A 24310-nucleotide genomic window follows, 5' to 3' on the forward strand; every position below is an offset into this window, starting at 1 on the left:
AGCCGACATCTATCAAGAACCTTCTGCAGCGTGCCCGGGCGTAGTTTGGGGCGATGGCCGCTTGCTCGCGGCCCTGCTGAAAGCGCGATCGCGCGCCATGAAAGCTTCCAGCATGTGGGGGACGAGGGACGCCGCGTCAACCTCCTCGCCGTAGGCCTGTGAATGTTGAGCCGCATAACGGTCGAGCATGTCCTTCAGGTCGGCAGGCATAGTCACAGCAAACCTCACCGTCGTTGCCTTTGGCAATGGTCCAAGGCGGAGCTTGGCTGCGCTCATTGCGGGACACCTCGCATGAAGAACAATGGTTGGTACGGCCGCAGCACCAAGTCCTTGCTCACCATCACCCGCATCGGAAACCCGGGCCGAATGTTCAGCGTCGGCTGGATGCTCGCATTGCGCTTCGTGATCTCCTGCCCGACCTGGTTGATCGAATCCTGCGCGCCTTCGCGGATGGCGATCACCGTTCGGTTGCCGTTCTGGTCCGTACGACTCTCCGGTGCGGCCAGCTCTGCCCCGACGCCCAATAGCGTCGACAGCGCCGCACCGGCCAGGATGCGGTCCCAGTGCCAGTCGACGCCATCCTCGAGCCCGGCATATCCCGCTGGATCGATCCCCGGCAAACGGTCCAGCTGCACCGACGACGTGTCTGGCAGGATCAGCCGCGTCCACACCAGCAGCACGCGCCGTTGGCCGAAGGACACTTGGCTGTCGTAGCGCCCAATCAGTCGCGAGCCCTGCGGGACCAACAGATGCCGCCCCGTGGCGGTGTCGTAGACCGCCTCCGTCACGTTGGCGATCACCTGCCCCGGCAGGTCCGAATTGATCCCTGTCACCAGCGCTGCAGAAATCACGGTGCCCGCCATTACTTGGTACGGCGATGCGGGCAGCTGCAAACTTCCTGGATTGCGCGTGGCCCCGTCTCCCGCTTTCGTCAGAAAGGCCTCTTTCGAGTCCTGCCGGTTCTGCGCTGCAATCGGATCGGTCGGCACCGCGGGCTGCATGCCGCCGGCCGTTGCATTGAACGGATTTTGGGTCGGAGCGGCAATGCCTGCATTCGGATTGGCTACTGATGTCGTAGGTGGAGCGGCAGCCACCGGCCTGGCGCCACCGGCCCCGCCTCCGGCCCCCCGGAAAAACACCGACGACCGCGCCGCTTCTTCGGCGGCCAGCAGCGCCGGATCCGTACCAGGCGGCGCCATCCGCTGTTCCATCGGCTGCTGCGATTTCACGATGGCTGGCCCCAGGTCGCCGGGCAACGGCTCGCCCAGCACAGGCGGTGCAGCCTTCACCGCCGGCGGAAGGCCTGCATAGTCCTTCGGCAGTCGGTCCAGGCTCTCCGACTTCGCAATGCGATCGACGTTGAACAACTCATTCGCAGGAGAACGAGAGCGCTGCTGCGACTGCAACGACCACAGCGTGCCGCCCAGCACCGCCGCGGCGAGCGTGCCGGCTCCTACTGCCAGCACGCGGCGATTCAGGCGAACGACAGGGCGCGGCTTCGCGCGCAGCGCCAGCGTTTCAGGATCGGCCTTGATGGATGCTGCGCCGGCCTCGCTCACGATCCACTCCCGCGTTGAACGCCATCCGTGCGCTCGATGCGCACGACCTCGGCCTTGCCGCCCTTGAACCCACCCAGCCGTAGTTCGGCAGCACCGAAGAGCCGATCAACGACGTAGTACGGCGACCGGAAGCGGTAGTTCACCAGCTGTCCGTCCCCTTGCGACCCGATTACGAACAGCGGGGGCAATTCGCCCTGTGCGATACCACCGGGGAACTGGATGTAGACCCGCTGCCCGTCGTCGAACGCACGCAGCGGCTTCCACGAGGGTCCGTCGCCCGTGATCGCATAGCGGAACTTGAGTTGCTCCAGCGACAGGCCCGAGTCCACCGGCGTGGCCGCCTGGGCTTCGCGCGCCTGCTTCTGCAGCGCAAGCATCCGATCCTTCGGGTAGTCCCACGACACCGAAGCCATCCAGGCCTGCGGCGTCGAAGACAGCTCGAGCAGGTAGGTGCGCCGATTCGTGGTGACGACAAGATTCGTCTTCAGCCCCACGCGGGTTGGCTTCACCAGGATGTTGACGCGCAGAGCAGCGCCAGCGCCACTGGCCGTGTCGCCCACGATCCAGCGCACTGTGTCGCCAGCGGAGACCGTCACCAATTCCTCACCCTCCTGCAGCGCGATCACGGTGACACGACCCGGACTCGTGTAGACCTGGTACAGCGCTCCGTCCGCATAGGGCCAGATCTGGATCGCGTTCACATAGCCCTCGCGCGTCGGCGCGATGCGCGCTTCTTCGTTTGCGCGAGAGACACGCAACTTGTCGTCGGCAGGCTCTGGCGCCGGCTTCGCGTCACCGTCGGCTGGCAGCGCCTTCATCTGTTCAGGCAACGGTAGTGGCTCAGGAACGGCCACCACCTCGATTGGCTTCGCAGGCTCGGGCAAGACCTTGGCCGCGACGGCAACAGGTTCATCGAGTGAGATCACCGGCGGAGGTTTGCCCTGGGTAGCGCAGCCTGCAGCAATCGCTAGCGCGGCGATCAGGAACAAGCTCGATACGGTCTTACTGAAATGTGGCTTCACGGTTTTGCTCCTTGCGTTGATTCGAGTTCACGGCTCCAGGACAGGCCGTTGACGTAGATGCCCAGTGGGTTCTTGCGCAGTCGTTCTTCGGTGCGTGGCGGCTGCAGCACGACGGACAGCACCGCCGTCCAGCGCTCGGTGCCCGAAGGCGATCCATTCGTGTAGCTGCGCTCGATCCAGCGCACCTGGAACGAGGCATCGCTGGCCCGGACTACGCTGGTCACTTCCACGGCCACCGAGCTCTGCCCGATGCGAGAGAACGGATCGTTGGTCCGTGCGTAATCGTTCAGCGTCGCGGCACCGCGGTCGGTCGTGTAGTCGTAGGCTTCGAGCCAGTTCCGGCGGACAACGATCGGGTCGATGGAGAGCGACCGCACGTCGCCGATGAAGCGCGCCAGGTGAAACGCGAGCTGCGCATCGGCCGGCTTGTACGGCGCAGCCGCTTCGCCCACGGCGCGCACTTGACCAGCGTTGTCCACCTCGATGACATAGGGCGTGACGATGGACTGCGCAGAGCGCCAGACCAGCCCGCCAGCCATCAGCAGCGCCAGCGACAGACTGCCGAAGGCCATCAAGCGCCAGTTCTTCGCCTGCACGCGGCTGTCGCCGATGCGCTGGTCCCAGACCTGCGCGGCGGCTTGATAGGGGGTGACGGGCTCGGGCGTGTCCGAGTACCGCACCTGGGGTCGTTTGAAACGCACAATGTTTCCTTTCAAAAAGGGTTCAGGGGTTGGAGCTGTCCCGCAGACTGGGACTGGCGCCACCACCGGCGTGGTCGCCCGAGCGCAGCACGTGGGCTGCGGTCGTCGCGGCTTGAGTCACCTGCTGCTTGCGGCGCATGCGCTGCGCCCATGCGGGCTCTGTTGCGGAAGGGGCCGATGCACTGCCCCGGGCAGCTGAATCAGAGGCGAATGCAGCAGTAGAGGCAGGCGCGGCAGCATCGGCCACGAAGCTCGCAGCGTGGTCTTTGACGGCCTTGGCGCCGGAAGCGACGCGCTGGCCGGCTGCACTCGCCCCGGCCTTTGCGACGCTGGCGAGCCCAGCACCGGCAGCACGCACGCCGCTACCGTCCGATGCGGCAGCGCCCGTTTGGTAAGCAGACTTCGCACCGCTGGCCAGGGCGCTGGCCGAGCGCGCGGCGGTCGCGCCGCCGCTAATGGCCGCCTGCGCCGCACCGGGCGCCATACGCGCACCCGCCGCCACTGCGGAACCGGCGCCAGCCACGGCTGCACCTCCAGCCACGGCCAGCCCTGCTGCACCCATCGCGGTGCCCGCCGCAGCGCCCGCGCCCAACTGCGGCGCACCAGATACCAGCCCAGTCGCGATCCCCGGGCCGAAGACCCCCAATCCGAGCATCGCCAGCGACGCCAGCATGATCACCAGCGCATGGTCAATACTCGGGTCTGCGCCTGGTGGCACTGTGAACTCTGCGAACAGGCCAGAGCCGATGCCCACGATCACCGCGAGCACCAGCACCTTGATCCCCGACGACACCACGTTGCCCAGAACCTTTTCAGCCAGGAACGAGGTCTTGTTCCACAGCGCGAAGGGCACCAGCACGAAGCCCGCGAGCGTGGTCAGCTTGAACTCGATCAGCGTGACGAAGAGCTGCACCGCCAGCACGAAGAACGCCACGATCAGCACGAGCCACGCGAGGAACAGCACCGCGATGGTGTCGAGGTTGGCGAACACCTCCGGGAACCCCGTCATGGTGCCGATCTGCTCCATGATCGGCCGGCCGGCATTGATGCCGACCTTGGCGAGCTGGCCCGGCTGCAGCAACTGCGCCTGGCTCATGCCCGAACCTGAAGCCGTCAGGCCAAGCCCGGCGAAGGAGCGGAACAGAATGCCCGCGAGGCTGTTGAAGTTGCCGATGATGTAGGCGAAGGCTCCGACGTACAGCACCTTCTTGAGGAGCTTGGCTATTACGTCATCGCCCTGGCCAGAGGCGTGGCTCATGGCCCAGAAGAGTCCTGCAAGCGTGACGTCGATCGCGATCAGCGTGGCCGTGAGGAAGGCGACTTCGCCGCGCAGCAGCCCGAAGCCTGAATCGATATAGCGCGAGAAGACGTCGAGGAAGCGGTCAATGACCGCCACGTCCTGCACTGCTACTCCTTCTGCGCCGGCGACGCTGGCGATGATGCGGGCGGCGTGTAAGGCGGGCCACCGCTGCCGAAGAAGCGCCGGCGTGTGGCTTCGGCCACCGCATTGCACTGCGCATCACCGACCTTGGCATGGTCGGCCTTGCACTGCGCACGCAGTTCCTTCAAGCGCTCTGGGTTCGCCATGAGCGATTCGACGGATTCGACAGATGCCGGTTTGCCGCAGGCCACCATCAGCAAGGTTGAAGCCACGGCTGCAAGGATGAAGAGCTTGTTCATGGCAGTCTCCTCACTCGCTGTAGAAATTCACCGCGGCAGGCGTGTATGGCGTGCCCGCACCCATGAAGCGGCGGCGCACCTCGCGTGCACGTTCCTGGACGGCGACTTGCCGTGCCTGTTCCAGCGCCGCCGCCCGGTCCTGCGTGATCTGAAGCTGCTGCGCCTGGATTGACTGCCGGGCTTGCAGGGCCAGCAGTTGATTGGTGGCCTGCGTGGCTTGCAAGGCGCCCACGGCCGACTGGCTGCGGTTCACCAGATCCGTCAGCGTCGATTCGTCCGAGGCGAAGTTCTGTACCGCCCGCGACTGCACCTTGGTCGCGGTGCGAAGCGCGTCGAGCGAGTTCGTCCAGCGCTTGCGCGCATCCAGTACCATCTGTCCGCTGGAGACGGTGGCACTGAACGACTCGGGATACAGCTGTTGAAACTGCGTTTCCATCTGCTGCACGTTGAAGGCCAGGCCCTGCGCCTGCTGGATCAATCGGTTCGTCGCCGACAGCGCGGCGCGCAGTTCGTTCAGGGCGCTGAAGTCCAGACCGGTCAGGTTCTTCGCCTGGTTCGTCAGCGACTGCGCCTGGTTCTGCAACTGCTTGATCTGGTTATTGATCTGTTCCAGCGTGTTGGCAGCCGTCATGAGGTTCTGCGCGAGGTTGGTGGGATCGATCACGACCCACTGCGCATGCGCAGCGGGCAGCGCGCTCATCAAGGCCGCTGCGGCGACGGCAAGCAAGGTCTTTTTCATGGCGTGTTCTCCTGAGTTGTGGACGAAAAGGGTGGAAAGGGAGGAAACGAGGGGATGAGATCGGCCGCCCAGTCGAGGCCGCGATGGCGCAGCCAGGTGGCGGCGAATGCACCGGCATCGCCCTCGGCAAGCACCGCATCGATGGCACGCTGGTCTTCCGGCGAGGAGGCCCCGGCGAAAGCCAGCGCTGCGGGCCCCAGGCCGAGATCGAAGACCCGATTGCCCAGCCGTGACTGGTAGTAGTAGTCCCGCTTCGGCTGCGCGGTCGCGACGATGTCGATCTGCCGGGCGTTCAGGCCGAAGCCCTCGTAGATCGAGCGGATCTGCGGCTCGGTCGCCTGCGGGTTCGGCAGGAAAATGCGGCTCGCGCAGCTCTCCACGATGGCCGGCGCAATCGACGAGTTCTGGATGTCGGCCAGCGATTGCGTGGCAAAGATCACCGAGACGTTCTTCTTGCGCAGCGTCTTGAGCCACTGGCGGATGCGAGACGCGAACACGGGGTCGTCGAGGAACAGCCACGCCTCGTCGAGGATCAACAAAGTCGGCGCGCCGTCGAAGCGCTCATCGAAGCGCGCGAACAGATACCCCAGCACAGCCAGCACCGCTGCCTTGCTCTGCATCAGCTCTTCCATCTCGAAGCACTGGATCGAACCCGTTCCGAGCCGGTCGGAATCCGCGTCGAGCAGCGTGCCGTGCGCACCACCCAGCACGTAGGGCTGCAGCGCCTGGCGCAGGGCGTTGGACTGCAGCAGCACCGACAGCCCGGTCATGGTGCGCTGTTCGACCGGCGCGCTCGCCAGGCTGTTGAGCGCAGACCACACGGCGTCCTTCTCGGCCGGCCCGACAGCGACGCCTTCCTGAACCAAGCGTCCTTCGATCCACTCGGCCGCCCAGGTTCGGTAGACGGCCTGGTCGATGCGGGCCAAGGGCTGGAACGCGATGGCTCCGTCCGCACCAAGGTCGTAATGTTCGCCGCCAAGACCGAGCACGGTGGCGCGCATCGAGCGCCCCATGTCGAAGACGAGCAACTGGGAACCTGCGTAGCGCCGGAACTGCATCGCCAATGTGGCGAGCAGCACCGACTTGCCCATGCCGGTCGGCCCGACCACCAGCGTGTGGCCCACATCGCCGATGTGCGTGACCAGCCGGAATGGCGTCGCACCGTCGGTACGGGTGACGATCAGTGGAGGGCCATCGAGATGTGCATTGCGCTCCGGCCCGGCCCAGACGGCCGAGACCGGCATCATGTGCGCCAGGTTCAGTGTCGATACGATGGGCTGGCGCACGTTCGCATAGGCATGGCCGGGAATCGACGACAGCCAGGCATCGACCGCGTTCAAGGTCTCCGGGATCGTCACGAATCCTCGACCCTGGATGGCTCGCTCCACCTGCCGCAGCTTTTCGTCGGCCGCGGCTGCATCGGCATCGAGCCAGGCCACTGTAGCAGTGACGTAGCCGAACGCCACCTGGTCGCTTCCCAGCTCCTGCAGAGCTGCATCGGCGTCGGATGCCTTGTTGGACGCATCGGTATCCACCAGTGGGCTCTCCTGCTGGAAGATCGTCTCGCGCAGCAGCGCGACAATGTTCTTGCGTTTGACGAACCACTGGCGGCGCAGGCGGCTCAGTTCCTTCGCCGCTTCGGCTTTGTCAAGGCAGATGAACCGCGTGCTCCAGCGGTAGGCGAAGCCCAGGCGGTTCAAATCGTCGAGCAGACCGGGCCAGGTCGAAGTCGGGAAACCGCGCACGGTCAACACCCGAAGATGCGAACCGCCCAGCATCGGCTCCAGTCCGCCGGTGAGCGGCTCATCCGCCAGCAGCGTATCGAGGTGCATTGACACCTCGGGCACCGCGACGGCGTGTCGGCGCGTCGAAATGCACGCATGCAGGTAGGTCAATGTCTGGCTGTCGTCGAGCCAGCGAATCTCTGGCATCACGCCTTCGAGCAGGCCGAAGAAGCGTTCGGTCTCGGACACGAAGGTGGTCAGCCGTTCACGCCAATCCACGCCTTCGGTCTTCTGGTTCTCGTAGAGCAGCCGGCCCGCACGCGCACGCGATTCCTCCGGAGGCAGATACAGCAGCGACAGGTGGTAGCTGCTCTCGAAGTGGCTGGCGTCTTCCTCGAAGGAGGCGCGCCGCTCTTCGTCGACCAGCCATGACAGCGGTTCGGGAAACGACGATTCAGGGTAGTCGGCGGCTTCGCGCCGCTCGGCTTCGACGAACAGCGCCCAGCCCGAGCCGAGCCGGCGCAGGGCGTTGTTCAGCCGCGCTGACGTGGCGACCAGCTCGCCCTGTGTCGCGCTGTCCAGGTCTGGCCCGCGGAAACGCGCCGTGCGCTGGAACGAGCCGTCCTTGTTGAGCACGACTCCGGGTGCGACCAAGCCGGCCCACGGGAGCCAGTCGGCCAGCAGCGCCGGACGCTTTCGGTATTCGGTGAGGTTCATCATCGTGATGTCCTCACACGTCCAGCAGTTGCCGGTGCTTGATGTGCCGCGCGAACACCTGCATGAACTGCGGGTCCACGCGCGCTCCCCACACCGCGAGCGAATGGCCGACGACCCACAGCGCGATGCCGGGCAGCCAAAGCTGCAGGCCCAGTCCGACCGCTGCGGCCAGGGTGCCATTGGCGATCGCCACGGTGCGCGGCGCCCCGCCCATCAGGATCGGCTCGGTCAACGACCGATGCAGGGGCACTTCGAAGCCGGGTGGCCCCGACGTGTTGGCAGCCGACGTGCTCATGCCAGCACCGCCCCACCCGTGAAGCTGAAGAAGGTCAGGAAGAACGAGGAAGCCGCGAACGCGATGGACAGACCGAAAACAATCTGGATCAGCTTGCGGAAGCCTCCAGAGGTGTCGCCGAACGCCAGCGCCAGCCCGGTGGCGATGATGACGATCACCGCCACGATGCGCGCCACCGGCCCCTGGATCGAATCGAGGATGGATTGCAGTGGTGCCTCCCAGGGCATGCTGGAGCCGGCCGCGTGCGCGGGCAGCGCAACGGTGAGCAACGCCGCCGCAGCAGTGGCGGCGAACAGAAGCGGCTTTACGGAAGTGCGCAGATGCGTCATGTCGGTTCTCCTTTGGATGACGGGTTGGGGGAAATCGAAGGAAAGCCCGGCCCAAGCGAGGTGTCGAGCTGGTAGCCATGGCTGTCGAAGCCGATGACGCGTGCGATCTCGCGCACACGGCGCGCGCGGCCGCGGCCTGCGATGAAGACGATCACGTTGACCGTCTCGGCGATGAGGGCGCGCGGGACGGTGACGCTCACCTCCTGCACGAGCTGTTCGAGCCGCGTGAGCGCACCAGCGGCGGAGCCGGCATGCACGGTGGCGATGCCGCCGGGATGCCCAGTACCCCAGGCCTTGAGCAGGTCCAGGGCTTCCGAGCCACGCACTTCGCCGACGACGATGCGGTCCGGCCGCAGCCGCAGGGTCGCGCGCACCAGGTCGGCCATGGTGCTCACGCCAGGCTCGGTGCGCATGCCGACGTGGTCGTCGCTGCGGCACTGCAGCTCCACCGTGTCCTCGAGGATCAGCACGCGATCGCGCGTCTCGGCGATCTCGTCGAGCAATGCATTCGCGAGCGTTGTCTTCCCTGTACTGGTCCCGCCCGCGACGACGATGTTCAGCCGGTCGTGCACCGCTGAGCGCAGGAATGCCGCCTGATCGGCCGTCATCACGCCGTCTTCCACGTAGCGTGCGAGATTCATGATGCGTAGCGCCCGCTTGCGAATAGCGAACGACGGAGCCCGAACAACGGGCGGCAGCACACCCAAGAATCGCTCGCCCGTCTCTGGCAGCTCGGCAGATAGGATCGGCGCGCCCGCATGCACCTCCGTGCGAACGTGCGCAGCCACGAGCCGGATGATCCGTTCGGCCACCGGTGCAGGGAGCGCGGAGCCGGTCGGCGCGCGGCCACTGCCAAGACGGTCCACCCACAGCGATCCATCGGGGTTCAGCAGCACTTCAACGATCTCCGGGTCGTCGAGCGCCGCCGCGATCTCCGGCCCCATGGCCGTGCGCAGCATGCGGATTCGGCGGCCGGCGGATTCGCCGCCGTCGCCCGTGGCCCCGCCCTGGGCGTCGCTGATGCGCCTCATGGTTTTTCTCCTTCACTGGACATGGCTGGGTCGTCTCCATGACTCGCGCCGTCGGAGGAGGGCGGCTGGTGGCCTTCACCCGTTTGCTGTGCCGGTGCAGCCGGCTCGATCTCTTGATGGATCTCGCGAACAAGGCTGCGCCCGCGCTGGATGTGGCGGGCCAGTTGTTCGATGAACTGGGCATAGCGGGCGCGTCCCTGAGCGCGCATGGCCTCCTGCTGCTGCTCGGGCACCGGCAGCGCCACGGTCAGGTAGTGGCGCAGGTACAGGGCGACGGTCTCGATCAGCACGCCCTGGTCGCGTTCCAGACGGTCGAACTGCCGCGAGAGGCGGTCCAGGCGTTTGGCCAGAGCCGCTTCTCGCTGGTCCTCGCCGTCCGGCGAAAGGAATGAAGCCAGTGCCGCCGCGATCACGGCGGACTTCGAAACGCCTTTGTGCGCGGAGACCTGGTCCAGGCGCTTGGCGTGCGCCGGCTCGATGAAGATGTTCAGGCGTGTGCGGGTCATAGGGCGATCCCGTCTTCGGGGTCCATGGCGGCGAGACGTGCGCTGCGCGTGAGTTGCCGGTCCACGTCCTGCGGACGCAGCGGCATGTCGTCCTCGTCGTCGAGCACCAGCAGACCTTCGTCGGCCGGAAGGATCGGCGTGTCGGGGGCCACTTCGAGCTCGCGCTTGAGTTGGTGACCTCCCTCGTCGGCAAAGCCGCCTTCTTCGCCACTGAATGAGGATTCGCTCACCGCGAGCGGTGCCAGCCCACTCCAATCGTCTGAGCGTGCCGCAGGTCGATCTGCATAGATACCTGATGCCAGCGCCGGCGGCGCAAGCACCCGTGCAATGAAGTTCCGGTCCTGGTAGTAGCGGAGTTTCTTCGCCTTGATCGGCGGATGGCCAGAGACCATCACCACGGAGTCATCGGGCGGAAGCTGCATCACTTCGCCCGGCGTCAGCAGCGGCCGCGCCGTCTCCTGCCGTGAGACCATGAGGTGGCCGAGCCAGGGTGCCAGCCGGTGGCCGGCGTAATTGCGCTGCGCGCGCAATTCAGTCCCGGTGCCCAGTGCCTCCGAGATGCGCTTGGCTGTCCGCTCGTCGTTGGTGGCGAACGCGATGCGCACATGGCAGTTGTCCAAGATCGAATGGTTCTGGCCGTAGGCCTTGTCGATCTGGTTGAGGGACTGCGCGATCAGAAAGGCGCGCAGGCCGTAGCCGGCCATGAAGGCGAGGGCGCTCTCGAAGAAGTCGAGCCGTCCCAGCGCCGGGAACTCGTCGAGCATCAAAAGCAGCTTGTGCTTGCGCGCGATGCCGTCCGAGCCGTCGAGCGACTCCGTCAATCGCCGGCCGATCTGGTTGAGGATCAGACGGATCAGCGGCTTGGTGCGGCTGATGTCTGAAGGCGGCACGACCAAGTACAGCGACACCGGGTGCTCGGCCGAGATCAGGTCGGCGATGCGCCAGTCGCAGCGCGACGTAACCTCGGCCACCGTGGGATCGCGGTACAGACCCAGGAAGCTCATGGCGGTGGACAGGACGCCGGATCGCTCGTTATCGCTTTTGTTGAGGACTTCGCGGGCGGCGGAGGCGACGACAGGATGAACCTCGTCACCCAAATGCGTCGTGGTCATCATCCGATGCAGCGTCACCTCGAACGGGCATTCCGGATCGGACAGGAAGTTGGCAACGCCGCGCAGCGTCTTGTCTTCGCTCGCGTAAAGCACGTGCAGGATGGCACCGACCAATAGCGCATGGCTGGTCTTCTCCCAGTGGTTGCGGCGCTCCAAGGCTCCTTCCGGGTCAACCAGGATATCGGCGATGTTCTGCACGTCGCGGACTTCGTGCATGCCGCCTCGCACTTCAAGCAGCGGGTTGTACGCCGCGCTCTTCGCGTCGGTCGGGTTGAACAGCAGACAGTGGCTGAAGCGCGCGCGCCAGCCCGCGGTAAGGTTCCAGTTCTCGCCCTTGATGTCGTGGATCACGGCCGCACCGGTCCATGACAGCAGCGTGGGGATGACGAGACCAACACCCTTACCTGAGCGCGTGGGGGCAAAGACCATCACGTGCTCCGGGCCGTCGTGGCGCAGGTATGCGAGAGCCTTTCCGCTCAGCTTGCCGAGGAATACGCCCGTGGCGCGGATCAAGCCCGCCTGCTGGATCTCGTCTGCATCGGCCCAGCGGGCCGACCCGTAGGTCGTGACTCGCTTGGCCAGACGTGAACGCCAGACCGCCATGCCGATAGCCGCGCCGGCGGCGAGCAGGCCGCTCGATGCCGCGATAGTGCCGCCGCGAAGGAACACGTCGGGTGCGTAGGCATCGTAGAAGTACCACCACTCGAAGAGCTTCCAGGGCTCGTAGACGGGCACGCCGAACATATCGAACCATGCAGCTCCGAGCCGTGGTTGATAGCCCAGCGCATGAGCCGTCCACTGTGTCGCCGACCACATGCCGCCGAAGGCCACACCCAGCACAATGGAGATCTGTCCGAAGAGGATGCCTGTGGGCATCGTCCACCCCCTTTACGTCTTACTTCCGTCATTGATTGCGTCCTGGTTCCAGCACGCATGTGCCGCAGCGGCACAAGTGCTTGAGTCTGGAATCGGATCGCCGCGACGCACACCCAACAGGGCGTGGCACGGCGTACGCTGGCGGGTACGTGAAAACGCAAGTGGCTGGCCCGATCAACGCGGCCTATAGGCCGTCGAGCCTGCAGCATTGCAAAGCATGAGCAGCTTGTCCAAGGCCGATGGCGCGACGCAACCCTGCGATTCGGCCGGCCTTGTAACGATCAGTGCAGGTTCTTGGCGTGGGTCAGGAAGCGTTGAAGATCTCCCGGCAAGCCGAAGCGCTGATGCTTGTGGAGCACCCAGGTGATGATGTGCTCGTCTTCTTGGAGCGGCACCACGACCACGTCGGGGCGGCGCAAAGTGGCGGCATGACCAGCATCTGCCAAGCCGACACCCATGCCGGCGGCGATGCGGGTGACGTAGCCGGCAAGGCTGCTGGCCTCGCCAACAATCGCCGGAGTCAGGTTGTAACGCTGGAGGATAGTCCTCATTTGTCGCAGCAGACCTGGTTGCCGGTCGGCCTTGCATGAGATCAATGGGAAGGCCAGCAGGTCAACTAGTGCGACCTTCTCCAAGGATGCCAGTTCGTGCCCGAACGGTAGCATTGCCATCAGCGGATAGCTCCAGGCCGGCTCCTGAGCGATGGCCTCGTCTTGTTGCAGACCGAAAGATATGCCGACATCGATCTCTTCGCGCCGCAATGCCGCGGCGAGTTCACCGGCGCTCATTTCCGTTAACTCGAGTGGCGTCTCTGATGCCAGTGCTGGCCATCCTGCGAAGAATTCGGACAACTTGGGCTGGGCTATGTCGTCGGCAATGCCGATGCGAAGTGGAGCGTGGTGGCGGGCATCGGTCGCGCGTACAACACGCTGCGTGCGTTCCAGTCGGATGAACAGTCTGCTGGACTCCTTTAGCAGACGCGCACCAGCGGGCGTGAGGCGCAATTTACGTGGCATGCGCATGAAAAGCAGCACGCCCAGTTGGTCTTCCAGATCACGGATGGTGCGCGACAGCGGCGTCTGGTCGATGTGGATTCGCTCTGCGGCGCGGCGGAAACTCAGTTCCTCGGCGACGGCAATGAAGTAACGCAGATGACGTAGCTCGATCATTCCAACTCTCTCCACATCCTTGAATTAGCTCGACGCAAGAAGCCCGCGAGCAGCTCTACTGCATAGCAGACAGGACTTCTCGACTCAAACGTTCCCCGCGCTGGGGGTGACATCAGGAACGCGAAGCGCTACCCAAACCTGCGCTGTTCGCCGCTGGCTAAAAGCTGTTGATGGGCGGAGCGATATTCGGCCTTCAATTTCTCGACGAATTCCGATACTGTCGAGACGCTGTTGACTGCCCCGATCCCTTGGCCGGCACCCCAAATGTCTTTCCAAGCCTTCACCTTGCTGCCGGTGGTTGCCTCAACACCTTTGGTACCGAAGTTCATCTTTTCTTGACCCCCCTGCGGCAGGTTAGCCGGGTCCATGCCTGCGGCCGCAATGCTTGGTGCCAAGTAGTTACCGTGCACACCGGTGAAGAAGTCCGAGTAGACGATGTCGTCCGAGTTGCCATGCACGATGGCTTGCTTGTACGCATCGCTGGCGCGCGCTTCCTCCGTTGCGATGAAGGCGGTACCGATGTACGCGAAGTCGGCGCCCATGGCCTGCGCGGCGAGCACCGCATCGCCGGTGGCGATCGAGCCCGACAGCGCGACCGGGCCATCGAACCACTGGCGGATCTCCTGGATCAGCGCAAACGGGCTCTTCACGCCCGCATGGCCACCGGCACCGGCCGCCACCGCGATGAGGCCGTCGGCGCCCTTCTCGATCGCCTTGCGTGCGAACTTGTCGTTGATGATGTCGTGCAGCGTCACGCCGCCGTAGCTGTGCACCGCATCGTTCACGTCGGTGCGCGCACCGAGCGAGGTGATGACGATCGGCACCTTGTACTTCACGACCATTTCCATGTCGTGCTCCAGCCGGTCGTTGCTCTTGTGCACGATCTGGTTGATGGCGAAGGGCGCGGCCGGCTTGTCCGGGTTCGCCTTGTTGTAGGCCGCGAGTTCTTCGGTGATCTCGATCAGCCACTCTTCCAACTGCGCCGCCGGCCGGGCATTGAGCGCCGGCATCGACCCCACCACGCCCGCCTTGCACTGGGCGACCACCAGCTTCGGGTTGCTGATGATGAACAGCGGTGAACCGATGATGGGCAGCGGCAGGTTCGCGAGCACGGGGGGCAGCTTGGACATCGGGTCTCCGAAGGGGTTGTCTGGAATGTTTTTTAAGGGATGCGGCGCGTGCCGCGCGTCCGGTGAGCGACACGCACGGCCCGCTGCCGAAGGTCAGAAGGCGTCGATCGCCAGCGCCGTCACGCTTTCGGCACCGTCGACGATGCTGTCGCGGATGCCCGGCGCCTTGTTCAGGATGTGCTCTGCATAGAAGCGCGCGGTTGCGACCTTGGCCTGCATGAAGGCGACGTCGGTGCCGGCCTGGGCCAGGTCTTCGGCGACGAGCAGCGAGCGAGCCAGTTGCCACCCGGCGACCAGGTTGCCGGCCAGCATGAGGTAGGGCACGCTGCCTGCGAACACGGCGTTGGGCGATGCCTTGGTCTGGCCCGCGACGAAGTCGACCACCTTGACGAAGGCTTCGCGCGCGGCCTTCAGGCGCTTGAGCACGGCCTGCGCATCGGCGCTGTCTCGCTTCGCAAGCTCAGCCTCGGTCGACGCGATCTGCGCGGCGATGGTCTTGGCCGTGCGGCCACCATCACGCGCGGTCTTGCGGCCGACCAGGTCGTTGGCCTGGATGGCGGTCGTGCCTTCGTAGATCGTGAGGATCTTCGCGTCGCGGTAGTACTGCGCCGCACCGGTCTCCTCGATGAAGCCCATGCCGCCGTGCACCTGCACGCCCAGCGAGGTCACTTCCAGGCTCATCTCGGTGCTGTAGCCCTTCACCAGCGGCACCATGAATTCGTAGAAGGCCTGGTTCTGCTGGCGCGCTTCTGCATCGGGGTGGTGGTGCGACGCGTCGTACGCTGCAGCAGCCACGCTCGCCATCGCGCGGCAACCTTCGGTGTACGCACGCATCGTCATCAGCATGCGCTTGACGTCGGGGTGGTGAATGATGGGCGCGCTGGCATTCATCGAGCCGTCGACCGGGCGGCTCTGCACGCGGTCCTTCGCGTAGGCGACGGCGTGCTGGTAGGCGCGCTCGGCGATGGCGATGCCCTGCATGCCGACCGCGTAGCGGGCCGAGTTCATCATGATGAACATGTACTCGAGGCCGCGGTTCTCCTGGCCGACGATGTACCCCACGGCCCCTCCGTGGTCGCCGTACTGCAGCACGGCCGTCGGGGAGGCCTTGATGCCCATCTTGTGCTCGATGCTCACGCAGTGCACGTCGTTCCGCGCACCTAGCGCGCCGTCGTCGCCGACCATGAACTTCGGCACCACGAACAGGCTGATGCCTTTCACGCCCTCGGGCGCGCCGGTCACGCGGGCCAGCACGAGGTGCACGATGTTCTCGGCCATGTCGTGTTCGCCGTAGGTGATGTAGATCTTCGTGCCGAAGACCTTGTACGTGCCGTCGGGCTGCGGCTCAGCACGGCTGCGCACCAGCGACAGGTCGCTGCCGGCCTGCGGCTCGGTGAGGTTCATGGTGCCGGTCCACTGCCCGCTCACCAGCTTCTCGAGATACGTCGACTTGAGTTCGTCGGAGCCGGCCGTGAGCAATGCCTCGATGGCGCCGTCGCTCAGCAGCGGGCACAGCGCGAAGCTCATGTTCGCCGAGTTCAGCATCTCGCCGCAGGCCGCACCGATGGTCTTGGGCAGGCCCTGGCCGCCGAAGTCGACCGGGTGTTGCAGGCCCTGCCAGCCGCCCGCGGCGTACTGTGCGAAGGCTTCCTTGAAGCCGGGGGTGGTGGTCACCGCACCGTCCTTGAAGCTCGATGGGTCGCGGTCGCCCGCGACGTTGAGCGGCGCCACCACGTCCTGGTTGAAGCGCGCGCATTCCTCGAGCACCGCCTGCGCGGTGTCCAGGCCCGCGTCCTCGAAGCCGGGCAGCTTGGCGATCTCTTCGATGCGGGCCAGGTGTTCGATGTCGAACAGCATGCCCTTAAGGGGAGCGGCATAGCTCATGATTCAGTCCTTAGGTAGCTTGTAGCCCTTGAGCTGTTCCCGCAGCTTGGTTTTCAGGATCTTGCCGGTGGCGCCCAGCGGAATCGCCTCGACGAGCACCACGTCGTCGGGTATCTGCCATTTCGCCGTCTTGCCTTCGTAGAATTTCAGCAATTCTTCGCGCGAAACCTCGGCGCCTGGTTTCTTCGCAATCACGACGATCGGCCGCTCGTCCCACTTCGGATGGAACACGCCCACGCAGGCGGCCATCGCGATCGCCGGATGGGCCATGGCGATGTTTTCGATGTCGATCGAGCTGATCCACTCGCCGCCGGACTTGATCACGTCCTTGCTGCGGTCGGTGATCTGCAGGTAGCCGTCGGCGTCGATGGTCGCCACGTCGCCGGTGGGGAACCAGTCGCGGTTCTCGTCATCGGGAATCAGCGGATCGCCGCCTTCGCCCTTGAAGTACTCCTTGACGATCCACGGGCCCTTCACGAGCAGGTCGCCATAGGCCTTGCCGTCCCAGGGCAGTTCCTGGTTGCTGCCGTCGACGATCTTCATGTCGACGCCGAAGATCGCCCGGCCCTGCTTCAGGCGGATCGCGGTCTGCGCGTCGGGCGACAGCGTGAGGTGCTTGTTCTTCAACGTGCACAGCGTGCCCAGCGGGCTCATTTCGGTCATACCCCAGGCGTGCAGCACCTCGACGCCGAACTGCTCCTGGAATGCATGGATCATGGCCGGCGGGCATGCCGAGCCGCCGATCACGGTGCGCTTGAGCGACGAGAACTTCAGGCCATGGGTCTGCGCGTGGCCCAGCAACATCTGCCAGACCGTCGGCACGCCGGCGGCGAAGCTCACCTTTTCGGACTCGATCAGCTCGAACACCGACTTGCCGTCCATCGCCGGGCCCGGGAACACGAGCTTGGCGCCCGCTAGCGCGGCCGAATAGGGAAGGCCCCAGGCATTGACGTGGAACATCGGCACCACCGGTAGCACGGAGTCGCGTGCCGACAGGCACATCACGTCGGGCAATGCTGCCGCGTAGGCATGCAGCAGCGTCGAGCGGTGGCTGTACAGCGCAGCCTTTGGGTTGCCGGTGGTGCCGCTCGTGTAGCACATGCTGGACGCCGAGTTCTCGTCGAAGGTCGACCAGGCGTAGGTCGAGGGCTGTGCGCCGATCCAGCTCTCGTAGCTCACCAGGTTCGGGATGCCGCTGTCGGCCGGCAGGCGGTCGGCGTCGCACATCGCGATCCATTTCTTCACGCTCGGGCAGCGCGCGTGCACGGCCTGCACCAGCGGCAGGAAGCTCAGATCGAAGCACAGAATCTGGTCTTCGGCGTGGTTGGCGATCCAGGCAATCTGGTCGGGATGCAGACGCGGATTGATAGTGTGCAGCACGCGGGCGGAGCCGCTAACGCCGTAGTACAGCTCCAGGTGGCGGTAGCCGTTCCAGGCCAGGGTGGCGACGCGGTCACTGAACCGCAGGTTCTCGCCGTCCAGCGCATTGGCGATCTGCCGCGCACGCGCCGCGACGCCGGTCCAGGTGGAGCGATGAATGTCGCCTTCGACGCGGCGCGACACGATCTCGGCATCACCGTGGTGACGCTCGGCGAACACAAGGAGGTTTGAGATGAGCAGCGGCACAGTCTGCATCAGGCCATTCATCGGTGTTTCCAGTTATGTGGGAGAAGGAAAGGGCGCGATGCGTCTCCGCCTCCGACTCGCCACACGCATGGCGAAATGGAGTCGAAATTCATCTATGCCGTCGGGACGTTGACGAGCATCAGTCCTCGAGCCGATGCTCGGCACGTCAATTTATCTTGATGTCGGCTTGCCTCACAACGGCCTGCCAACGTTCCATATCGGCACGGATGACCTCGGAGAAGGCTTGAGGCGTTCCGCCAGCAGGCGCCACGTCGTCGGCAGCCAAGCGAGCCTTTACCTCTGACATCTGCAAGACGGTGTTGATGTCTCTGTTCAGCTTGGCTACAACTGCGGGAGGAACGCTTCGCGCTGCGGCAAGACCGTGCCAGAGATCGCCCTTGAATGAGCTGAACCCCTGCTCTGTGAGCGTTGGCACGTCGGGCATCGAAGATATTCGCTTCGGCGATGCAACGGCTAACGCACGCACTTTTCCACCCTTGACAAGTCCATTGACCGATGTAGTTCCGCCGAGGAAAAACTCGATCTGTCCGCCTGCAAGATCAACCATCGCACCGGACGTCCCCTTGTACGGGATATGGTTGAGTTTGATGCCCGCAATTGAGGCAAAGTATTCGGTGCTCAGATGTGCTAGGCCGCCAACGCCGGAACTGCCGTAAGTGACCGCACCCGGGTTCCTTTTTGCCTTCTCAACCAGTTCCTTGAGGCTTTTGATCGACGAGTTCGTTCCGACAACGAACACGATGGGTTCGTGCGAAAACTGAACGATTGGCTTGATTGCAGCTACGGGGTCGAACGCCGGTTTCATAAGAACAGCGTTACCCGCATAGCTTCCAGAGATCACTAGCAACGTATAGCCGTCAGCCGGCTCTCGCAGAGCGGCTTCTGCCCCGAGGTTTCCGCCAGCGCCAGGCTTGTTGTCGACAATCACGGTGTAGCCAAGTTGTTCGTTCAGCTTCTGAGCGATAAGGCGCGCCATGGTGTCGGACCCGCCTCCAGGTGCGAAGGGCACTACAAATTTCACAGGCTTACTTGGATATGGGACAGTCTGTGCGAAGGCGGGCATGCAGAGGGCAGCAGCGCCTGAGAGTATCCAACGGCGAGAAATTTTCACTTTTGGCTCCGTAGTTTTAGATTGAGATCGGCCCGAAGCGCCGATCGAATTACAGATGAACGTCGAGTAGCTGGACGTATTGCTGCCCGCCGTGCATATCCCGCTCCATCGCGCCACCTTGCGGTTTGGTGCGTGGATAAGAAATCTTCACAACCAACAAGTCGTCCAAAAGGAAATGCTTAACGCGCGTGGGGTCCACCGAAAACAGTGCCCCGATCGCGGCAGGTTGAAGACTCGGCGAGCCTGCGTAAGCATTGAACGTTGGAACATCGGGAAATGACAAGTCCAGCGTGATCCAGAAAGGACCGGCATTCTTCGATCGCACATGACGACAGACTTCACTGACCTTGGGCATGGCCTGCTTCTCCCGTATTGATGTATACAGTTCGCACGAGTTCTTCCGGCCGGTCGACCCGAATCACATGATTGAGTTTGAATTCAAAGACTTGACCTCTTTCGATTTCTGCTGGAGAGAATGGGAAGGCGTAGCTGGGCAACTCTTTTTCCTCGTGCAGAGGAAGGTGGAAGAACCACGGGTTACAGGTCTTCGCGATCTGCGTTGCTATCTCCTGAGTAACTGCCGTCGCAACGAAGAGGAGTCCGATTTCCTTAGGACGCGCCGCATCGGGAGGCATCGCAGCACCACTCACGGCATTCCAGCCATAAGCACGGATCGAGATGTCGAACTCGCCCGCTGCATCGCCCATGGTTGACGTGACGCGACGTGTAAGGACGCCGTGCATCTTCGCGATGAACCGATCGATCTCAGATAGAACCACGGGATCCTGGATGCCGACGAGCATCAGTGTCTGGAAGCCGCCACCGACGGCGCCTTCCAGTTTCATGGTGTAGGGTTGCTGGCGAAAGACCGATCCCGTCACGCTGACAGTCCTGTCACTTATCGCACGGTACTGCGCGGCAGTAACATCGAGGATGCCCCCTGGCTCGTGCAGCAAGTACGGGTCACTATTCTCATAGAGCATGTGTGCCGACACCGTCCTCACGGTGCATCGGTTGTCGGGGTTCAATGGCTCCACTTCGAAAGAAGTTGAGCCCACCCTAACCATCACGCCACCGGCCCTGGGCTCGGTGGTGCAAAGCGATCCGCACTCTGCGGTTTTGCCAGCATGCCAAGCTGGGCCGGCACCGGCCCCGCGCAGTAAAGGCAGTGCTGCAAGCACTGCGGTGTCCGTCGTGCGGCCACCGAGAATGATGTCCGCGCCGGCCGTGAGTGCCGCCATGTACGGCTCTGGGCCCATCAGTGCGACGATGCGATCGCACCCCTGGAATAGGCTGGGGTCCGCCGTCGTGAGGGGGGCCAGCGGTGAGATATCTCCTTGCTTGGCTCGCTTCGCCATGAGCATCGGGTCCTGCTCTGAATACAGGAGGGCGAGTTTCGGACTCATTCGATGCTCGAGCGCGATTTCGAGCGCGATATCTCGCATCCAATCCACCGCCATGTCGCAGCCCGACGTTCCGCAGGAGCCAATGAGCAAGGGGATCTTTGCCTCCCACTGCGCTCTCATGAGAATTTTGAGGTCGGATTTGACTGCGGCGCGAGAGTACTTCGCACGGCCGGTGGCGAGGTAGGCCGGACCGCTGTCGGTCGACCCCGCATCACATGCAATTGCATGCGCCCCAGCGGCGATTCCGGCCGCGACTTCTCGCTCGCTCACTCCGACGCCGAGCGCGCCCGTAGGGACGAGGATGTTGGTCCAGTTCTCTTGTATTTGATGCATGGTTTCTCACTGCGCACTTAGTCTGTCGGCGTCGCAAGTCGGACTTTCTGTGTAGACAAGACTTCTTGTTTGTCGACATCATTGCCTCTTTGTCGGCAAAGAGATTGTGCGGGAGCTTGTCGGTTATGTCAACAAAGCTACCGTTTTGCTTACAATCAAGGACACTCAGGAGTTTTTAGATGACCAGCGCTTCTGCACCATCGAGCCAGCCCTTACGGGTTGACGACGTCGCCCGGCGGTTACAGGAGTTGATCTTCACGGGTGAGCTCGCTCCGGGCGATAAGCTTGGGGAGCAGGCGCTAGCGGATCGTTTCGGTACCGGTCGAGGTCCATTGCGCGAAGCGATTCGAACGCTGGAAGGCCGGCGGATCCTTGAGCGAACACCGAATGCGGGGGTCCGCGTCGTCAAGCTGTCGGTCGATGACCTGGAGCAAATTCTCATGACACGCGAGGCGCTCGAGGGCATGGCGTGCCGGCTGGCCGCAGAAAACATGACGCTTCGCGAGGTCAACGATCTTCGTGCTTGCCTGTCGACGAACGCGGAGTTGATGACCATGGAGGGGCTTGGCGCCGTTTATCGCGACGGCACACAGGACAACGACTTTCATTCACGCTTAGTGAAGGGAAGTCGAAATCTCTGGCTTTCGGCTCTGCTCTGCCGCGATTTGTACGGGCTGCTTCAAATCTACAGGATGCGCTCCGCTCGTAGCGGAAATCGCCTTGAGGCTGCACACGCGGAGCACTGCCAGATCCTTGATGCAGTGCAGGCTCGGGACCCGGACGAAGCCGAGCGACGCATGCGGGCGCATATCCGACGTGGTCGTGAGCAGCTCCTAGATGAGGCTAACAATCGCTTGACCGGGGTATGAAGAGGCAGTGCAGTTAAAGTCGACTGGCGTTCCACGTTTCCTTGTCGTGAAGGTCTGAAGGTCTTCGGGTGCGAACGACCTTTGACATTGCACTCGTCGTCGCCAAGCAGTGCTCATCCTGTAGATCTGAGCCGTCAAGGTGCAGCTGGACCAAGTGGCTCAAGGACATTCGTATGAGTCATTGGGGCAGGCTCATGTCCTGCGCGCTCGGTAAATGCGTTTGAGCGGACGGGGAACCGGCAATTTTCTGGTTCTTTACCGGGCAGCTGCGAGCAGTGCCAACCCGGATAGCAGCATCATGCAATCCAGCAGCCGCTGGAACATCTGTGCGGGTAGGCGGAGCACGAAGAATTTTCCTATGAAGGTTCCGACGGTAAGCGCGCCGCCGATGATCAGACCTTTGAGCACAAGGCTGAACGGTAGTGCGCCCAGGCCAGAAAACGTCACAACCTTGGTCGAGTAGAGGACCAGTGCACTTACTGCTTCTGTGCCGAGGAATGCGCCTTTTAGCAAGCCATAAGCCGTGAAAAGGGGCACGCTGAGAGGCCCAGTTGACAGAACCAGCCCGGTCAAGAAGCCAGTCACGGCGCCGGCAACGGCCAGTTGAGAAAGGCTCAACCGCCATTGACGCCGCCGCAGGAAGTGCCGCGTCGGAACTAGCAGTACGAAGAAGAGCCCAAGCGCAATATCGACCGCATGGCCCGGCATTGCCCACAGCGTTCTTGCGCCCAACGCCGCAGCGGGCGCGCCTGGCAGCGAATACGCGCCGACCGCACGCCAATCGACATCCCGCCACCAAGCCAGCGCACGCCCCGCATTGCCGACGACTGCTGCCACCGCCATGACGGGCACAGCTTCCTTCGGACCAAAAACATTCACGAGCACCGGCAGCAGCATGACTGAGGAGCCTGTGCCGACCACCCCACTGAGCACGCCCGCCATCAGGCTCACCGTGAGCACCACCATATACCCTTGCAGCATCCAACGTTCCTCGTTCTTTCTTCTGCTATGACCCGCGCAGATCGGTACGCAACTTCGAACTACGCGACAATAAGCTGTGATCTCAAATCACCATATCGATAAATTCTCACGATAACTGTTGGATCAAATCACAGATGGGCCGAAATTTGCCTCCTTTGAATGCGCTTCGGGTTTTCGAAACGGCGGCGCGCGCGGAAAGCTTCACTGCCGCGGCGAGCGAGTTGAACATCACCCACGGAGCCGTGAGCCGACAAATCAAGTCGCTCGAAGAGCGACTGGGGCAGCAACTCTTCTTAAGGCAGGGGAGGCGCAGCGTCGCGACTGACCACGCTCGCGCTTTCGCCCTCGAGATCGGCGCCCTTTTCGATCGCATGGGAGATGCGACTTTAAGATTCGGAAAGTCGCCGCGCAAACGTGTCGTGCGCGTCAATGCGCAGACAACGCTCGCCATGCGCTGGCTTATCCCGCGATTGCCCGAGTTCTATGCACTGCATCCCGACATTGAAGTAGTTCTGGCAACCGCCAGCAGTGCCGATCCTGGATTTGGCGGCAGCTTCGATGTTGCGATACGGCGCGATCCGGGCGCCACACCGGGATTTCGACAGTTCGCAAAGACGCCGCTGTTCAGCGAATGGCGTACGGTCATCGCGGCGCCAAGTCTGCTTGAACAGAAACCGCTACACCGTCCGTCGGCGCTGGCACGTCACACATTTATCGCCACAGCGACGCGAGCAGGAGATTGGGATGCTTGGCTCGACGCGGCGGGCCGGGGTAGCCTGCGCCCGGCGAACGTACTTCGGTTCGATCACTTTCACGTCAGTCTGCAGGCCATCGTCGATGGTCTTGGCGTCGGCATCGGTACGTTGCCGACTTTGTCGCGCGACTTGCTCCAGGGAAGACTAACACTTCCTTTTCCCGAAGTTCGCGTGGCTGGCGCCGACTATGTGGCGTTACTGCCGGCGGCCGCGGAGCGGTCCCACCAACTGCATGAATTTCTCGCTTGGCTCACAATGGTAGCCGCCGTACCTTCATCAGCGTAGATGTCGGAAGCGCATCATCAGAAGTGCCCGTTGACGCTGGCGAGTAAATAGCAGAGGTCCGGCGAGCGCCAGGCCCTAAGCTGGTCATGGGCCAACGCGCAGTCGTCGTGGGGGCCCAGGCACCTAAGAGCCTCTGCGTTCGAAACAAGCAGCCCGGATGACGAAGTCTCTTTGCCTTGGACGTCGGCATCCAAAGAGGTCGATGAGATTGCGCAGATATGGAAGTTGATGCGCTCAAGATCGCTGATCTGATCAAGACGCTGCGAGCTGGTCTCAATGCTCTCTGGCGCACCGTCGGTCAGGCGCGCCGAGAGCGCCAGGCTGCATTCATTCACGCGGGCTCCATACTGCCTGCGGGAAGAGGCGAGATGGCGGGCGTCTCGAAGATTGCGATGGATGGGCAGCGCCACTGCAAGGGTGAGATCCACAAGCGTCATGGCGTACAACTC

At 63.5% G+C, this 24310-nt stretch carries 24 protein-coding genes; 2 read left to right on the plus strand and 22 right to left on the minus strand.

The window, feature by feature from the left end:
- Positions 1-12: 12 nt before the first annotated feature.
- From ABL840_RS17475 to ABL840_RS17570, 20 genes are all read right to left on the minus strand, one after another.
- Complete coding sequence (locus ABL840_RS17475; protein ID WP_093302935.1) at positions 13-276, minus strand: DUF2274 domain-containing protein; 264 nt, start codon at positions 274-276, stop codon at positions 13-15.
- Positions 273-1559, minus strand: a complete 1287-nt coding sequence (locus ABL840_RS17480) for a TrbI/VirB10 family protein (protein WP_418116315.1) — start codon at positions 1557-1559, stop codon at positions 273-275. The genes ABL840_RS17475 and ABL840_RS17480 overlap by 4 nt, the downstream gene beginning before the upstream one ends.
- Positions 1556-2581, minus strand: coding sequence for a P-type conjugative transfer protein TrbG (trbG, locus tag ABL840_RS17485; RefSeq protein WP_176947496.1), 1026 nt, complete (start codon positions 2579-2581; stop codon positions 1556-1558). Before trbG ends, ABL840_RS17480 begins: the two co-directional genes overlap by 4 nt.
- The gene (gene trbF / locus ABL840_RS17490; RefSeq protein WP_093302938.1) at positions 2578-3282 is read right to left on the minus strand and encodes a conjugal transfer protein TrbF; all 705 of its coding nucleotides are present in this window, start codon (positions 3280-3282) and stop codon (positions 2578-2580) included. Before trbF ends, trbG begins: the two co-directional genes overlap by 4 nt.
- Positions 3283-3304: 22 nt before the next feature.
- Entirely contained in the window at positions 3305-4687 is a 1383-nt protein-coding gene (gene trbL / locus ABL840_RS17495; protein WP_093302940.1) for a P-type conjugative transfer protein TrbL, read from the minus strand.
- A 2-nt stretch (positions 4688-4689) separates the two neighbouring features.
- Positions 4690-4962, minus strand: coding sequence for an EexN family lipoprotein (locus tag ABL840_RS17500; RefSeq protein ID WP_093302943.1), 273 nt, complete (start codon positions 4960-4962; stop codon positions 4690-4692).
- Between the two features lie 10 nt (positions 4963-4972).
- Complete coding sequence (trbJ, locus tag ABL840_RS17505; RefSeq protein ID WP_093302946.1) at positions 4973-5701, minus strand: P-type conjugative transfer protein TrbJ; 729 nt, start codon at positions 5699-5701, stop codon at positions 4973-4975.
- Complete coding sequence (gene trbE / locus ABL840_RS17510; RefSeq protein ID WP_093302949.1) at positions 5698-8145, minus strand: conjugal transfer protein TrbE; 2448 nt, start codon at positions 8143-8145, stop codon at positions 5698-5700. Before trbE ends, trbJ begins: the two co-directional genes overlap by 4 nt.
- Positions 8146-8155: 10 nt before the next feature.
- On the minus strand, positions 8156-8437 hold the full coding sequence (locus ABL840_RS17515; protein WP_093302951.1) for a VirB3 family type IV secretion system protein: 282 nt from the start codon (positions 8435-8437) through the stop codon (positions 8156-8158).
- Positions 8434-8766, minus strand: coding sequence for a TrbC/VirB2 family protein (locus ABL840_RS17520; protein ID WP_093302955.1), 333 nt, complete (start codon positions 8764-8766; stop codon positions 8434-8436). The genes ABL840_RS17515 and ABL840_RS17520 overlap by 4 nt, the downstream gene beginning before the upstream one ends.
- Entirely contained in the window at positions 8763-9797 is a 1035-nt protein-coding gene (gene trbB, locus ABL840_RS17525; protein ID WP_093302958.1) for a P-type conjugative transfer ATPase TrbB, read from the minus strand. Before trbB ends, ABL840_RS17520 begins: the two co-directional genes overlap by 4 nt.
- Positions 9794-10303 (minus strand): CopG family transcriptional regulator, encoded by a 510-nt coding sequence (locus tag ABL840_RS17530; protein WP_418116316.1) that lies wholly within the window; start codon positions 10301-10303, stop codon positions 9794-9796. Before ABL840_RS17530 ends, trbB begins: the two co-directional genes overlap by 4 nt.
- Complete coding sequence (locus ABL840_RS17535; protein WP_093302960.1) at positions 10300-12291, minus strand: conjugal transfer protein TraG; 1992 nt, start codon at positions 12289-12291, stop codon at positions 10300-10302. The genes ABL840_RS17530 and ABL840_RS17535 overlap by 4 nt, the downstream gene beginning before the upstream one ends.
- 281 nt (positions 12292-12572) lie before the next feature.
- Entirely contained in the window at positions 12573-13460 is an 888-nt protein-coding gene (locus tag ABL840_RS17540) for a LysR family transcriptional regulator (protein ID WP_093302963.1), read from the minus strand.
- A gap of 128 nt (positions 13461-13588) precedes the next feature.
- Positions 13589-14590 carry an NAD(P)H-dependent flavin oxidoreductase gene (locus tag ABL840_RS17545; RefSeq protein ID WP_093302966.1) on the minus strand — a complete coding sequence of 334 codons (1002 nt, stop codon included), beginning with the start codon at positions 14588-14590 and terminating at the stop codon, positions 13589-13591.
- 93 nt (positions 14591-14683) lie between these two features.
- A complete protein-coding gene (locus ABL840_RS17550) occupies positions 14684-16474 on the minus strand; it encodes an acyl-CoA dehydrogenase (RefSeq protein ID WP_093302970.1) in 1791 nt (596 codons plus the stop codon).
- Between the two features lie 3 nt (positions 16475-16477).
- Entirely contained in the window at positions 16478-18121 is a 1644-nt protein-coding gene (locus ABL840_RS17555; protein WP_093302973.1) for a 3-(methylthio)propionyl-CoA ligase, read from the minus strand.
- A gap of 145 nt (positions 18122-18266) precedes the next feature.
- Entirely contained in the window at positions 18267-19097 is an 831-nt protein-coding gene (locus tag ABL840_RS17560) for a tripartite tricarboxylate transporter substrate-binding protein (RefSeq protein ID WP_176947497.1), read from the minus strand.
- Between the two features lie 184 nt (positions 19098-19281).
- Complete coding sequence (locus ABL840_RS17565) at positions 19282-19587, minus strand: DUF4387 domain-containing protein (RefSeq protein ID WP_093302979.1); 306 nt, start codon at positions 19585-19587, stop codon at positions 19282-19284.
- On the minus strand, positions 19571-20971 hold the full coding sequence (locus tag ABL840_RS17570) for an acyclic terpene utilization AtuA family protein (RefSeq protein ID WP_093302982.1): 1401 nt from the start codon (positions 20969-20971) through the stop codon (positions 19571-19573). The genes ABL840_RS17565 and ABL840_RS17570 overlap by 17 nt, the downstream gene beginning before the upstream one ends.
- A 179-nt stretch (positions 20972-21150) precedes the next feature.
- Here ABL840_RS17570 and ABL840_RS17575 point away from each other — a divergent pair, with 179 nt between their 5' ends.
- Positions 21151-21840: a GntR family transcriptional regulator gene (locus tag ABL840_RS17575; protein WP_093302985.1), complete on the plus strand. Its 690-nt coding sequence runs from the start codon at positions 21151-21153 to the stop codon at positions 21838-21840.
- A gap of 255 nt (positions 21841-22095) precedes the next feature.
- Here ABL840_RS17575 and ABL840_RS17580 read toward each other — a convergent pair whose 3' ends face one another.
- Entirely contained in the window at positions 22096-22821 is a 726-nt protein-coding gene (locus tag ABL840_RS17580) for a sulfite exporter TauE/SafE family protein (protein WP_093302986.1), read from the minus strand.
- A 134-nt stretch (positions 22822-22955) separates the two neighbouring features.
- Between ABL840_RS17580 and ABL840_RS17585 the strand changes: the two genes are divergently transcribed.
- Positions 22956-23861 (plus strand): LysR substrate-binding domain-containing protein, encoded by a 906-nt coding sequence (locus tag ABL840_RS17585; RefSeq protein ID WP_093302988.1) that lies wholly within the window; start codon positions 22956-22958, stop codon positions 23859-23861.
- A 17-nt stretch (positions 23862-23878) separates the two neighbouring features.
- Here ABL840_RS17585 and ABL840_RS17590 read toward each other — a convergent pair whose 3' ends face one another.
- Positions 23879-24298, minus strand: coding sequence for a hypothetical protein (locus tag ABL840_RS17590; protein ID WP_093429321.1), 420 nt, complete (start codon positions 24296-24298; stop codon positions 23879-23881).
- Positions 24299-24310 lie beyond the last annotated feature (12 nt).

Source organism: Variovorax sp. NFACC27 (assembly GCF_048301545.1).
Lineage (GTDB): Bacteria > Pseudomonadota > Gammaproteobacteria > Burkholderiales > Burkholderiaceae_C > Variovorax > Variovorax gossypii.